Annotated in this window: 13 protein-coding genes; 6 read left to right on the top strand and 7 right to left on the bottom strand. The window is 67.1% G+C overall.

Translation table 11 applies throughout. The features are described from left to right. Positions 1-5: 5 nt before the first annotated feature. The 3 genes from ACTDI4_RS18740 to ACTDI4_RS18730 all read right to left on the bottom strand — a co-directional run bounded on the left by ACTDI4_RS18740 (position 6) and on the right by ACTDI4_RS18730 (position 2,682). Positions 6-755, bottom strand: coding sequence for a LuxR C-terminal-related transcriptional regulator (locus ACTDI4_RS18740; RefSeq protein ID WP_442842581.1), 750 nt, complete (start codon positions 753-755; stop codon positions 6-8). Next, entirely contained in the window at positions 755-1,465 is a 711-nt protein-coding gene (locus ACTDI4_RS18735) for a helix-turn-helix transcriptional regulator (RefSeq protein ID WP_442842580.1), read from the bottom strand. The genes ACTDI4_RS18740 and ACTDI4_RS18735 overlap by 1 nt, the downstream gene beginning before the upstream one ends. A 320-nt stretch (positions 1,466-1,785) precedes the next feature. Beyond that, the gene (locus ACTDI4_RS18730; RefSeq protein WP_442842579.1) at positions 1,786-2,682 is read right to left on the bottom strand and encodes a LysR family transcriptional regulator; all 897 of its coding nucleotides are present in this window, start codon (positions 2,680-2,682) and stop codon (positions 1,786-1,788) included. Between the two features lie 99 nt (positions 2,683-2,781). Between ACTDI4_RS18730 and ACTDI4_RS18725 the strand changes: the two genes are divergently transcribed. The 5 genes from ACTDI4_RS18725 to ACTDI4_RS18705 all read left to right on the top strand — a co-directional run bounded on the left by ACTDI4_RS18725 (position 2,782) and on the right by ACTDI4_RS18705 (position 8,530). Then, entirely contained in the window at positions 2,782-3,978 is a 1,197-nt protein-coding gene (locus tag ACTDI4_RS18725) for an acyl-CoA dehydrogenase (RefSeq protein WP_442842578.1), read from the top strand. Between the two features lie 173 nt (positions 3,979-4,151). After that, positions 4,152-4,526 (top strand): YciI family protein, encoded by a 375-nt coding sequence (locus ACTDI4_RS18720; protein ID WP_442842577.1) that lies wholly within the window; start codon positions 4,152-4,154, stop codon positions 4,524-4,526. Next, positions 4,523-5,797, top strand: coding sequence for an RNA polymerase sigma factor (locus ACTDI4_RS18715; RefSeq protein ID WP_442842576.1), 1,275 nt, complete (start codon positions 4,523-4,525; stop codon positions 5,795-5,797). The genes ACTDI4_RS18720 and ACTDI4_RS18715 overlap by 4 nt, the downstream gene beginning before the upstream one ends. 187 nt (positions 5,798-5,984) lie before the next feature. Continuing rightward, complete coding sequence (amaB, locus tag ACTDI4_RS18710) at positions 5,985-7,499, top strand: L-piperidine-6-carboxylate dehydrogenase (RefSeq protein WP_442842575.1); 1,515 nt, start codon at positions 5,985-5,987, stop codon at positions 7,497-7,499. A 116-nt stretch (positions 7,500-7,615) separates the two neighbouring features. Next, positions 7,616-8,530, top strand: coding sequence for an SMP-30/gluconolactonase/LRE family protein (locus ACTDI4_RS18705; protein WP_442842574.1), 915 nt, complete (start codon positions 7,616-7,618; stop codon positions 8,528-8,530). 2 nt (positions 8,531-8,532) lie between these two features. Here the strand turns inward: ACTDI4_RS18705 and ACTDI4_RS18700 are convergent, their stop codons facing one another. The 4 genes from ACTDI4_RS18700 to ACTDI4_RS18685 form a co-directional block, all read right to left on the bottom strand. Next, positions 8,533-9,165: a helix-turn-helix domain-containing protein gene (locus ACTDI4_RS18700; RefSeq protein WP_442842573.1), complete on the bottom strand. Its 633-nt coding sequence runs from the start codon at positions 9,163-9,165 to the stop codon at positions 8,533-8,535. Positions 9,166-9,258: 93 nt separating this feature from the next. Continuing rightward, on the bottom strand, positions 9,259-9,615 hold the full coding sequence (locus ACTDI4_RS18695; protein ID WP_442842572.1) for a hypothetical protein: 357 nt from the start codon (positions 9,613-9,615) through the stop codon (positions 9,259-9,261). Positions 9,616-9,719: 104 nt separating this feature from the next. Next, the gene (gene fixJ / locus ACTDI4_RS18690; RefSeq protein WP_442842571.1) at positions 9,720-10,343 is read right to left on the bottom strand and encodes a response regulator FixJ; all 624 of its coding nucleotides are present in this window, start codon (positions 10,341-10,343) and stop codon (positions 9,720-9,722) included. Further along, a complete protein-coding gene (locus ACTDI4_RS18685; protein WP_442842570.1) occupies positions 10,330-11,862 on the bottom strand; it encodes a PAS domain-containing sensor histidine kinase in 1,533 nt (510 codons plus the stop codon). Before ACTDI4_RS18685 ends, fixJ begins: the two co-directional genes overlap by 14 nt. A 308-nt stretch (positions 11,863-12,170) precedes the next feature. On the opposite strand from ACTDI4_RS18685, the gene ACTDI4_RS18680 reads away from it, so the two are divergent. Then, positions 12,171-13,538 (top strand): hypothetical protein, encoded by a 1,368-nt coding sequence (locus ACTDI4_RS18680; protein WP_442842569.1) that lies wholly within the window; start codon positions 12,171-12,173, stop codon positions 13,536-13,538. The last annotated feature ends 18 nt before the right edge of the window (positions 13,539-13,556 follow it).

Below are 13,556 nucleotides of genomic sequence, written 5' to 3'. Positions count from 1 at the left end.
GAGCCCTATTCGATGAGCCCGAGCCGCAGCGCCTTGGCCACCGCCTGCGTGCGGCTGACGGCGTTGAGCTTCTGCGCCGACTGGGTCAGGTACTGATTGGCCGTGTGGACCGACAGCTTCAGCGCGCGGGCGATCTCCTCGCTGGTGTAGCCGTTGGCGGTCAGCCGCAGGCATTCCAGCTCGCGCTTGGACATGGCTCGATGGTGTCCCGGCTCGTTGAGGCGTAGGCGGGCCACGGCCCCGAACAGCGAAAAACAGCGGGCATGCACATCGCACAGCCCGTCGTCGTCCAATGCAATGTCCGCGCCGATGAAGATCGCCAGTCCGCAATGCCCGCGATCGGCATGGACGGGGAAGGCGATGCCGGCCGTTCCGGGCACAGGCTGCGCCACCGGCTGCGCCCAGGCCAGCGTCTGAAACCCGGCCTGCGCGCCCGCGGCCGGCCCCTCGGCCCACCAGCATGGCTGCGTGGATGCCCGCGCATGCCGGGCGATCTCGCCGGCCGGGCCGTCGGAAAGCGCGCGGGTGAAGGCGCTGATGCCGGGATAGTCGGAATCGAAGCACGCCACCAGCCGCATCCGCTCGACGGCGGGGCCGAGCGTGTAGAGGCCGAACGCTGTGGCGCCGATATCGGCGGCGACCCAGCGGAAACGGCGCACCACATCGGGCATGGAGGGCGCCTGGAGCGCGTGGATGCCGGGGGCGAAGGAGCCAGGCAGGTCGCTGCTCTCGTCGGGCAGGGCGTGGGCAGGCATCAGATGATTCCGTTCCTCATCGCCGTCGCGATCGCCATGGGGCGGTTCGAGGCCGACAATTTCTGCATGGCGTGCGTGATGTAGCTGTTGACGGTGTTGGCCGAGACACCGAGGATCACGGCGACCTCGTCGGTGGTCTTGCCTTCCGATACCCAGAACAGGCATTCGCGCTCGCGCTCGGAAAGCGTGTCCTGCGCGGCAGTGTCGGTCACGAGTTGCGGGGTCTGGGAAAGCGCGTAGCAGCTTTTCAACTGGGCGCGGGTGAGGCCGGTCTGGTCGATGCTTCCGGCTTTCTCGGCGGAAAACAGCATGAACAGGCGCTGGCGCCCGACATCGAGCTGCAATGCGTAGATCTCGGCATGGCCGAGTACGTCGAGCAGCCTCGCTTCCTCGCCGGTGACGACGCCGTCGGCCGCGGGCGCTTCGGCCGCCAGGAGCGGCAGCGCCGGCATGCCGGGGGCGGCGGTGTGCGGGCCCTGGGCGAGCGCGGCGATCAGCCGCCGGCCGATCAGTTCGATGGTGTCGAAGATCCAGTTCGAGGCCACGATGCGGGCGTTGCTGCGGGCCTGGGAAGGAACGGTGGCGACCAGCATGTAGCTGTCGGCGCCGATTTCGGCGGCAAGCTGCATGAGAAAGGCGGTCAGGTCGCCGCGCGATGCCAGGCGCGTTGCCAATGTGTCCGGACAAAGCTGCGCTGCGGTTGCTGTCATCTTCTCTGGCAGGCCCGAATCCATTCTCATGCCCGGCGCTGGCATGACCAGCGGCCGGACGCGGGTACGCGTCGACTTCACATTGGAACACCAGGCACGACAAATGTGCCCGACCGGACGAATCCGTCAGGGGCAACGCGAAGCCGTCCGCGCCTTGTGCCGGAAAATCCGGAACATCACAGTTTTGGTGGTTCGCCCCGCCCCCGGGAAACGCCTGATTCGGTGTTAATTTAACCTTACTCGAATCCGACGGCAAACAGGAATTGACAAAAAGCGCCAACGGAGTCCGTCCGCGACTCATCGCCCGCGGGCGGGGTCCGTCAGACCGGTTCGGCCACCTTGCTGAGCAGCCAGTCGCGGAAGCTGACCACGGGCGGATGCAGGCGCTTCTCGCGCGGCACGACGAGATAGTAGGCGCTGCGGCTGCGCATCGGGCCGCCCGGCGCCGGCACGAGCTGGCCCCGCTGCAACTCGCCCTGGATCAGGAACAGCGGCAGCAGCGCCACGCCCAGCCCCGCCAGGCAGGCCTGCGCGGCGGTCGAGAAGTGCTCGAACCGCATACCGGGGCCGGAAGGGGCGCTGAGGCCTTGGTGCTCGAACCATTGCGCCCAGGCGTCCGGGCGCGAGGCCATGTGGAGCAGCGGCTGGCGGCCGAGGTCGGCAGGAACTGCGATGGCGCGGTCCTTCAGGAAGTCGGGGGTGGCCACCGGCGCGACCTCCTCGTTCATCAGCAATGTCGAATCCGCGTCCGGCCAGTCCGGCTGGCCGATATGGATGGCGGCGTCCAGGCGCTCGCGGGCGAAATCGAAGCGGCCGATGCGCGTGGCGAAATTGATGGTGATGTCGGGGTGCCTGGCCACGAAATCCGGTACGAGCGGCATCAGCCAGCGCGTGCCGAATGTGGGCAGGATGGCGAGATTGAGCGTTCCGGCATGCCGGCCGCTCATCAATTGCACCGCCGCTTCGCGCAGTTGCGCCAGCGCCGAGCGGACGGTCTCGGCATAGGCTTCGCCCTCGGTCGTCAATTCGACGTTGCGGCTGTCGCGCCGGAACAGCGGTCGTCCCAGTTGCGCCTCGATCTGCTTGATCTGGCGGCTGATGGCGCCCTGCGTCAGGGCGAGTTCGCGGGCGGCTGCGGTGAAGCTGCCGAGGCGCGCCACGGCCTCGAAGGCGGCAAGCGCCCCGATGGGCGGAAGCAGGCGGCGTTGGACACTCATGATCCATTCCTAATCCTCATTGATCGCCGAGGCAATTTCATTTGATTTTTCACTGTCAGGGGCCGATAAGCCGCCATCATCGGTTTGGAGACGGTGCCAATGGCCAGCGACAAGAACGCCTTTGTGTGGGACGATCCCTTCCTGCTAGAAGACCAGCTTTCGGAAGACGAGCGCATGGTGCGCGACGGGGCGGCGGCGTTCGCCGCCGACAAGCTCGCCCCTCGCATCGAGGCGGCCTATGCGCACGAGACGACCGATCCTGCCATCTTCCGCGAGATGGGCGAGGCCGGCCTGCTGGGCGTCACCGTGCCGGAGGAATATGGCGGGCTCGGCGCCAACTACGTCACCTACGGGCTGGTGGCGCGCGAGGTGGAGCGCATCGATTCCGGCTATCGCTCCATGATGAGCGTGCAGTCTTCGCTGGTCATGTATCCGATCCACGCCTACGGCTCGGAAGAGCAGCGCAGGAAATACCTGCCGAAGCTGGCCTCCGGCGAGTGGATCGGCTGCTTCGGCCTGACCGAGCCGGATGCGGGTTCCGACCCGGGCGGCATGAAGACGCGCGCCGAGAAGACCGCCGGCGGCTACCGTATTTCCGGCTCCAAGATGTGGATCTCCAACGCGCCGATCGCCGACGTGTTCGTGGTGTGGGCGAAGGTGAAGGGCGAGGATGGCAAGGACGTCATCCGCGGCTTCGTCCTCGACAAGGGCATGAAGGGGCTTTCGGCCCCCAAGATCGAAGGCAAGCTCAGCCTGCGTGCCTCCATCACCGGCGAGATCGTCATGGACGGCGTCGAGGTGGGCGAAGAGGCGCTGCTGCCGAACGCCCGGGGCCTGGGAGGTCCGTTCGGCTGCCTCAACCGCGCCCGCTATGGCATTTCCTGGGGCGCGATGGGCGCGGCCGAGGATTGCTGGCACCGGGCGCGGCAATACGGGCTCGACCGCAAGCAGTTCGACAAGCCGCTCGCCGGCACGCAACTCTACCAGAAGAAGCTCGCCGACATGCAGACGGAGATCGCGTTGGGCCTGCAGGGCTCCTTGCGCGTCGGCCGGCTGATGGACGAGGGCAAGATGGCGCCGGAGATGATCTCCATCGTCAAGCGCAACAATTGCGGCAAGGCGCTCGACATCGCGCGCCAGGCCCGAGACATGCATGGCGGCAACGGCATCCAGATCGGCTACCACGTCATGCGCCATGCGCAGAACCTGGAGACGGTCAACACCTACGAGGGCACGCATGACGTGCACGCCCTCATCCTCGGCCGCGCCCAGACGGGTCTGCAGGCGTTTTTCTGAGGCTCCGGCTTCAGCCCCTCGCCGGCCTGGAGGCTGGTGAGGGCGCTTCGCCCGATTCCGGCGGAGCTGCCGGGGCGCGCCGGCTCGCGTACCCCGCATCGGCGTAAAATTCATCGACGCAGCGTCGGGAACGGCATTACTGTCTCGTCCTTTATGAAACGGAAGGACGAACCATGCTCTATGCCATTCTCTGCTACGCCTCCGAAGACGTGGTCTGTTCCTGGAGCAAGGAGCAGGACGACGAAGTCATGGCCAAGCTGGCCGCCGTCCAGGAAAAATATGCCAGGGCCGGCAAGCTCGGGCCGGTGGCCCGGCTGCTGCCGACCACGGCGGCGACGACGCTGCGCAAGGTCAAGGGCGAGCCCGTCGTCATCGACGGGCCCTTCGCCGAGACCAAGGAGCAGTTTCTCGGCTTCTACACGGTCGATTGCGACAGTCTCGACGAGGCGGTCGATTTCGCGCGCGAGCTTTCCGAGGTCAATCCGAGCGGCGGCTCCTACGAGATCCGGCCCATCAGCATCCTCAACAGGGTCGCGGCGACGATATGACCGACGCCGCCTGGATCAGCGCAGCCATCGGCGCGGCCCGCCCACAGGCGATGGCGGCGTTGCTGCGCTATTTCCGCGACCTCGACATGGCGCAGGAAGCGTTCCAGGAGGCATGCCTGCGGGCGCTGAAGGCGTGGCCGAAGAACGGGCCGCCGCGCGATCCTGCCGCCTGGCTGATCTTCGTGGGGCGCAACAGCGGCATCGACCAGTTGCGCAAGCGGGCCAGGCAGGCGCCGATGCCGGAAGAGGACCAGGTCTCCGACCTCGGCGACGTCGAGGCGGATGCCGTCGAACGCCTGGACGGCGCGCATTATCGTGACGACATCCTGCGGCTTCTGTTCATCTGCTGCCATTCCGACCTGCCGCAAACGCAGCAGATCGCGCTGGCGTTGCGCATCGTCTCGGGCCTTTCGGTCAAGCAGATCGCGCGCGCCTTCCTGGTTAGCGAAGCCGCGATGGAGCAGCGCATCACCCGCGCCAAGGCGCGCATCGCCGATGCCGGGGTGCCGTTCGAGACGCCGGGGGCGGTGGACCGGGCGGAGCGGCTGGCGGCGGTGGCCGCCATGATCTATCTCGTCTTCAACGAAGGCTATTCGCCGGGCGGCGGCGAGGCCGCGGCGCGCGCGCAGCTTGCCGACGAGGCGATCCGTCTGATCCGGCTGCTCCTGCGTCTGTTTCCGGCGGAGCCCGAGATCATGGGTTTGGCGGCGCTGATGCTGCTTCAGCATGCGCGCGCACCGGCGCGCTTCGCCGCCGACGGCGCCATCGTGCTGCTGGAAGACCAGGACCGCAGCCTGTGGCGCAGCGACATGATCGACGAGGGGCTGGCACTGGTGGACAAGGCCCTGCGCCATGGCAAACCTGGCCCCTATCAGGTGCAGGCGGCGATTGCCGCTCTGCATGCGCGCGCCCGGCAGCCCGAGGACACGGACTGGCAGGAGATCGATCTGCTCTACGGCCTGCTCGAACAGATGCAGCCTTCGCCCGTGGTGACGCTGAACCGCGCCGTGGCGGTGGCCAAGCTGCGCGGGCCGGAAGCCGCACTTGCCATGATCGAGCCGCTGGAAGAGCGGCTGTCCGGCTATTTCCATTTCCATGGCCTGCGGGGCGGCCTGCTGATGCGGATGGGCCGCAACGAGGAGGCCCGCGTCGCCTTCGACCGGGCGATCGCGCTGGCGAACACGCCGGCGGAAGCGGCCCATATCCGCATGCACATCGACCGGCTGGTGCGCGAGAGCGCCGGCACAGTTCCGGCCCCCGCCACGGGCTGAGCGCATCCGCAATGCCTATATGAGGCTGGGTTCCGCATGAGACTGGATCAAGGCATCCACCCTTGCCTTGGACCATGCCGGGGTGGCGCAGCGGACGCGAAACGGATAATGGCACAGCCTGACGGCACCGGCAGCGAACCCTGCCGCGATCATGGCGCAAAGCCTGACAGTCCGAGAGGAGATGACGATGACGATAGCGAATGAGACGGCGGACCTGCTTGCCAGGCTGGGCGTTGCGAAAGACGCTCTTTCGGGCGGCGATCTTGCGGTGCATACACCGGTGACGGGCGAGCAGATCGCGGCGTTGCGGCAGATTTCGCCCGAGGGTGCCGCCAGGGCGATCGAGGCCGCGCATGCGGCGTTCGCCAGGTGGCGGCTGGTTCCGGGCCCCCGGCGGGGCGAACTGGTGCGACTTCTGGGCGAGGAACTGCGCGCCCACAAGCAAGAACTCGGCCGGCTGGTGTCCATCGAGGTGGGGAAAATCCCGTCCGAGGGGCTGGGCGAAGTGCAGGAGATGATCGACATCTGCGACTTCGCCGTCGGTCTTTCGCGACAGCTCTACGGCCTGACCATCGCCACCGAGCGCCCCGGCCACCGCATGATGGAAACCTGGCATCCGCTCGGCGTGGTCGGCGTCATCTCGGCCTTCAATTTTCCGGTGGCGGTGTGGTCGTGGAATGCGGCGCTGGCGCTGGTGTGCGGTGACGCGGTTGTGTGGAAGCCCTCCGAAAAGACGCCGCTGACGGCGCTGGCCTGCGAGGCGATCTTCGCCCGCGCGGTGAAGCGCTTCGGCGCGGATGCGCCGGACGGGCTGCTCAAGGTGCTGGTCGGCGACCGCGCCGTCGGCGAGGTGCTGGTCGACCACCCGAAAGTGCCGCTGGTCTCGGCCACGGGATCGACGCGCATGGGACGCGAGGTCGGCCCGCGGCTGGCCAGGCGCTTCGCCCGCGCCGTGCTGGAGCTGGGCGGCAACAATGCCGGCATCGTCTGCCCCTCGGCCGACCTCGACATGGCGCTGCGCGCGATCGCCTTCGGCGCGATGGGCACGGCCGGCCAGCGCTGCACGACGCTGCGCCGTCTCTTCGTGCACGAGAGCGTCTACGACAAGCTGGTGCCGCGGCTGAAGAAGGCTTACGAGAGCGTGTCGGTGGGCAATCCGCTGGAGACGTCCTCGCTGGTCGGGCCGCTGATCGACAAGGCTGCCTTCGACCACATGCAGAAGGCGCTTGCCGAAGCCAGGGCCCAGGGCGGCCAGGTTACGGGCGGCGCCCGCGTCGAGAACGGCCGTGCGGATGCCTATTACGCGCATCCGGCGCTGGTGGAGATGCCCAGGCAGGTCGCGCCGGTGACGGAGGAGACCTTCGCGCCGATCCTCTACGTGATGAAATATTCCGACTTCGACGAAGCGCTGGCGTTGCACAATGCGGTGGGGGCCGGCCTGTCGTCGTCGATCTTCACGCGCGACATCCGGGAATCCGAGCGCTTCCTGGGCGCCGACGGTTCGGACTGCGGCATCGCCAACGTCAATATCGGCACCTCGGGCGCCGAGATCGGCGGCGCATTCGGCGGCGAGAAGGAGACCGGCGGCGGCCGCGAGTCCGGCTCCGACGCCTGGAAGGCCTATATGCGCCGCGCCACCAACACCATCAACTATTCGAACGCGCTGCCGCTGGCGCAAGGCGTGTCCTTCGACATCGAGTGACGAATTTCCGCATAAGTAGGACAAATGGGGCGCGGCTTCGGCCGCGCCCCTTGCTTTTGACGCCATGGTGATCTTGTCTGCCATATGCGAATTGCAACGCATGACGGGAGGAAACCATGCCTGCGCAGGACTACGAGGTTCTTGATCCGCGCTTTGCGCGGCTGTTCAACGGTTCGGCCCATGTGGAGAAGCTGTTCACCGGTTGCCGATGGGCGGAAGGGCCGGCGTGGTTTCCCGCGGGCCGCTACCTGATATGGTCCGACAACCCCAACAATCGCATGATGCGGTATGACGAGACCGACGGCTCGGTCAGCGTGTTCCGCGAGCCTTCCAACAATTCGAACGGCAATACGGTGGATCGCCAGGGCCGGCTGGTCACCTGCGAGCACCAGGCGCGGCGCGTCAGCCGCACCGAGCACGACGGAACCATCGTCACCATTGCCGACCGCTGGCAGGGCAAGCGCTTGAATTCGCCCAACGACGTGGTGGTGAAGTCGGACGGTTCGATCTGGTTTACCGATCCGACCTACGGCATCGACACGGACTACGAAGGCGACAAGGCCGAGAGCGAGATCGGCGCCTCCTATGTCTACCGCGTCGATCCGGCGACCGGGGCGATCGAGGCCGTCGTCACCGACATGGTCAAGCCGAACGGGCTCGCCTTCTCGCCGGACGAGACGAAGCTCTATGTGGTCGATACCGGCCGCACCCACGGCGCGGAGAATCCGGCGCATATGCGCGTTTTCGACGTGGGCGAAGGAGGGAAACTGCGCGGCGGCGAGGTGTTCGCGGACTGTACGGCGGGCCTGTTCGACGGCTTCCGGCTGGACGATGCGGGGCGCATCTGGACCAGTGCCGCCGACGGCATCCATTGCTACGATCCGGACGGGACCCTGATCGGCAAGGTCAAGGTGCCGGAGGTGGTGGCCAACTGCGTGTTCGGCGGCATCAAGCGCAATGTGCTCTATATATGCGGCACCACCTCGCTGTACGCCGTGCGGCTGATGATCAACGGCGCCAGGACGTTCTGACCTCAGGCCAGCAGGTCGTGCAAGACCTGCAGCTTCACGATCTCGACGCGGCGCAGGCTGGGCAGGCGGATCACGCCTTCCTGCTTCAGCCGGGTGAAGATGCGCGAGACGGTTTCTATGGTCAGGCCGAGATAGTCGGCTATGTCGTTGCGCGACATGGGCAGTTCCACCTGCCGCAGGCCGCCCTGCCGTTCGGCCATGTCGGCCAGGAACGCCGAAACGCGCTCCAGCGCATTCTGGCGGCCGAGCACGAGAAGATGCTCCTGAGCCCGCACCAGGCTTTTCAGGGCCATGGGCAGCAGGTCGGCTGCGCCGGGCGCGGTGCGCAGCACGCGGATGCCGGTGGCGACGATCGCTTCCGCGAAGAAGTGGTGGGTGTCGCCGGCCTCGAAGCCGAAGGTCTCGCCGGCAAGATGGAAGGCGGAGATCTGGCGGCGCCCGTCGGCCAGCAGCCTGTAGATCCGCACCGCTCCGAACTCGACCCTGTAGAGGGAATTGCACGTCTCGCCCTGGGCGTAGATCTCGGCGCCTGCGGCGAACAGGGTGGGCAGGCTCCTTTGCGCCGACTGCGAGGCGAGGGCGTTGCCCTGCGGGTGCAGGGGCATGAAGGCGCGGGGGGATTCGAGGAGTGTCATTGCGGTCTCCGAAAGATCGGTTGCCGCAGACATCGCGCAAAGGCGCGGTTTCGGAAATTCGGATATGTCCCTAGGGGTCGCCCCTAGGGGAAACTACGTATGATTAACCACGGCCATGGCGCGGCGCACGGCATCGGTGAGCGGCGCGCCGAGGAAGGGCATGGTCAGCGCCGTGGTGAGCGGCAGGTCCGGTACGGTGCGGACCCGGTCCTGCAGCAGGATGAGTGGCTTGCCGAACAGCCGGATGGCGGCAGCCATCGCCTTCCAGTCGGTGACGGCGCTGTCGTCCACGACCGCACAGGCGGCCCGGCCCGCTCGCGGCGAGGCGAAGGCGGCCTCGATCTGCCGATGCGATTCGACGGTGAATCCGTCCGTCTCCAGCGCAAATTCGAGCGAGCGCCGAAAATCCATATCGGGGGCGACGACGAGTATCAGCGCGGCTGCGGTCAAACGGACTCCTCCTGACATCCGCCGGGGAAGCGGGACGGAGGCCACTCTTCGGCCAGGGGAGCAACCGGCGCATTGCGCCAGATCAACTCGCCCGGCCGATGGGATCAGGAAACCGCAAGTTCGGCGGCGAGCGTCATGCGCACCAGTTCCGGCAGGCTGCGGGCCTGCATCTTGGCCATCACGCTGGCGCGGTGGACCTCGACCGTACGCGGGCTGATGTCGAGGTCGTAGGCGATGGACTTGTTGGGCAGGCCTGCCACCACGGCGGCAAGCACCTGCCGCTCGCGCTCGGTGAGCAGGGCGTGCCGGGCGCGGATGGCGGCGGCGTCGTCTTTTTCGGGCGCATCGCTGATGCGCTCTGCCGCGCGCCGGATGGCCTCGATCAGCACTTCGTCCTGAAACGGCTTCTCGATGAAGTCCAGCGCGCCGGCCTTCATGGCCGCCACCGCCATCGGCACATCGCCATGGCCGCTGATGACGACCGCCGGCACCATTGCGTCGGCGGCGCGCAGTTTCTCCAGCAGTTCCACCCCGCTCATGTCCGGCATCCTGAGATCCGTCACCAGGCAGGCCCTGCCGAAGCCCCGCGCGGTGGCCACGGCGAGGAAATCCGTCGCCGAATTGTGAACGCGCGCGGCGAAGCCCGCCATCGTAAGCAGGAAGGCGAGCGACTTGCGCACAGGCTCCTCGTCGTCGACGATGTGCACGACATAGTCACCGGTCTGCATGTGTTACCTCTTCTGCTTCGTCGGTCGGCGCGGCCAGCAAGGTGAAGCGGAACGTCGCGCCGCCATCGGCATTGCGGCGCGCGGTCAGTTCGCCGCCATGCGCCTCCAGGATGCGCTTGGAAATGGACAGGCCGATGCCCATGCCGCCCGGCTTGCTGGTCACGAAGGGCTGGAACAGCCGCGCCTCGATCTCCTCGGAAATGCCGGGTCCCGTGTCGGACACCTCCACGACTACCGTCCCGGGGCCATCCGGGGCGGTGCGTACCACCAATTCGCGCCGCTCGCTGTCGCGCATGGCTTCCATGGCGTTGCGCATCAGGTTGATGAGCACCTGCTGGATCTGTACACGGTCGGCGGTGACCAGCTCCGCTCCCGGCTCGAAGTCGAAGACTGAGCGGATGCCGCGCTCGCGCGAGCCCATCAGCGCCAGCGCGCCGGCCTCCTCCACCAGCTTGCGGATGTCCTGCGGCGTCTTCTCGGTCTCGCCGCGGGTGACGAATTCGCGCAGGTGCCGGATGATCTCGCCGGCGCGCAGCGACTGACGGGCCGTTTCTTCCAGCGCCTCGCGCATGCGCGAGGCCAGCGCCTCGTCCATCTGGCCCAGCAGCCGCACGCAGCCCTGCGTGTAGTTGGCGATGGCCGCGAGCGGCTGGTTCAACTCGTGCGCCAGGGTGGAGGCCATCTCGCCCAGTTCGTTGAGCCTGGCCAGCCGCGCCAGCTCGGCCTGCACCTCCTGGAGGCGGGCGGCCGATTCCTCGCGCTCGGTCAGGTCGCGGATGAAGCCGGCGAAGAAGGTGCCCCCGTTCGTCTTGATCTCGCCGACGGCGAGCTTCATGGGAAAGGTCGAGCCGTCCTTGCGCCGGCCGACCACAACCCGGTCTATGCCGATGATGCGCTTCTCGCCGGTGGTCAGGTAACGCTGGATGTAGCCGTCATGCTCGCCGCGATAGGGCTCGGGCATCAGCACCTTGACGTTGCGGCCAAGCACTTCCTGCTCCGTATAGCCGAATTGGCGGATGGCTGCCCTGTTGAAGGAGGTGATGGCGCCGTTCCTGTCGATGACGACCGTGGCGTCTGGGGCGGTGTCGAAAAGGGTGCGAAGATGCGTCTCGTGGGCTGTCAGCGCCGCTTCGGCCTTGTCGATGGCGCGCCTTGCCCGATGCAGCATCTCGCCCATCCACACGATGAGGATGCCCGCGAGCAGGTAGACGGCGAGTTCGATGACGTTTTGCCATAGGTCTCCGCGAAAGCTGCTGAGATAGATCACGCCCGGCAGCGAGACGGTGAGGGCGGTGAGGCCGGGGCCGACGCCGCCGGCAATCGAAGCCACCAGGATCGGCGGTACGAAAAGGATGAGCAGGGCGCGCTCGCCGAGGATATCGTGAAGCGAAAGCCGCAGCAGGAAGGCGGCTGCGATGGTGACGAGGGCGAAAGCATAGCCCGCCGCGCCTTCGAAGTGGCGGGAAAACACCGCCCGGAGAAAGCGGCCCTTCAGGCCGGTTAGATGTCTGGCAGGCATCGGGTCTGGACCTGTCAAGGGCGTCGGCCGGTCGTGCCCGGCGAGAGCGCAGCCGAAAAATGCGCATTGCCGGAGGCATAGCAAACGGCCGTCTCCGCGAAAAGCGTATTGCGCCCAATCGAAGCCGACGGCGACATAATGCCACTAAAACATAGATTGACAATGTATCTTTAAGGCCTATTTTCGGACGCGCAGGCCGGTTGCCGGCAGGGCATCGAAGGCAGTTCGATGGGCACTTCCATGAGCGTTCCGCATTCTCCGGTATTGCGCCGGACCACCGCTGCGAAGACCGCACCGGGTTTCCTGCCATGATGGGCACCGCGCTGTCGCGCTGGACAATGGCCTATTTCGCCGCTGCGCTCCTCTTCCTGATCGGGGCGCAGGTACTGATGGTGGCCGGCTACGGCTATCCGGCTGTTCCGGCCGAGGCGCCGGAGACGCTGGTCGTCGTGCACATGATGACCATCGGCTGGCTCAGCCTTCTGCTGTGCGGCGCGCTGTTTCAGTTCGTGCCCGTGCTGGTGGCAAAGCCCTTGCGCGCCGAAGGGTTGGTGCTGCCCGCGTTCCTTTGCCTGCTGGCCGGGCTGGGGTGCCTGCTTGCCGGCTTCCTGGAACTGTCCGGCGCCTTTGAAAGCGGCATCCCGCTTCTTGTCCTTGCCGGGCTGCTGCTGCCGGCCGGCTTCCTGCTGACGGCATGGGTGCTGTTTGCCACCTTGTGGAGCGTGCGGCCGGCGCAACTGCCGCTGCCGGCCCGCTTTGCGGCGACGGGCATCGTCTGCGCGCTGCTCACCGCCGTTTTGGGGGCGCTGTTTGCCTTCCTGCTGTCGGGCCGGCTGCCGGCGCTGGCGCAGGTGGATTTCCGCTCCCAGGCGCTGCCGGTGCACATGGCCGTCGGGCTCGGCGGCTGGCTGAGCTTCACCGCCATCGGCGTCAGTTACCGTCTGCTGCCGATGTTCATGCTCGCGCCCGACAAGGAGCGCGCCAGCGGGCGAACGGTGTGGTGGAGCGGTGCCGTGGCCCTGCTGCTCATTGCACTTGCCGTGCCGCTGGCTTCCTTGCTGGAGAAGCTGGGCTTCGCCGGCCCCAGCCTGCCCGTGGCGCTGGCCGTGCTGCTCGGGTTGGTGTCGCTCGTCTTCTACGGCGTCGACCTCGTCTTCTTCTACCGCAACCGCAAGCGGCGCCACATCGAACTGAACAGCCGCTCGGCCATCGGCGCCTTCGTGTCTCTGTGCCTGTCGGCGCTGCTGCTGCTGGCGCTGCTGGCCACGGGCACGCTGGCCGACCATGTCGGCGCGCTGGTCTATCTGGTCGGCTTCGGCTGGCTGACCGGGCTCGGCCTGTCGCAGCTCTACAAGATCGTGCCGTTCCTCACCTGGCTGGAATGCTACGGTCCGGTGATGGGCCGCAAGCCGACGCCGCGCGTGCAGGACCTTGTGGTGGAAGGCCGCGACCGCGTCTGGTTCGCCCTTTATTTCCTGGCCGTGCTGGTCGGCACCGGTGCATTGCTGGTGCGGGCGCCGGGCCTGTTCCGGGTCGCGGCGGCGGCGACGCTGCTGGCGACGCTGGCCATCGTGGCGGAGCTTGTGCTGGCGCGGCGGCTCCACAATGTGGCGCCCGCTCAGCGCCTGCCCGACGGTGCCGCGCGGCCGCGCCTGTTCCTGCCGGCGCTTCGCTGACCAAATACAGAACTGGAG

The sequence above is a fragment of the Mesorhizobium sp. PUT5 genome (genome assembly GCF_052216645.1).
Lineage (GTDB): Bacteria > Pseudomonadota > Alphaproteobacteria > Rhizobiales > Rhizobiaceae > Mesorhizobium.
The sequence above is the reverse complement of the archived record's forward strand: the minus strand, read 5'-3'. Positions and strand labels throughout refer to the sequence as shown.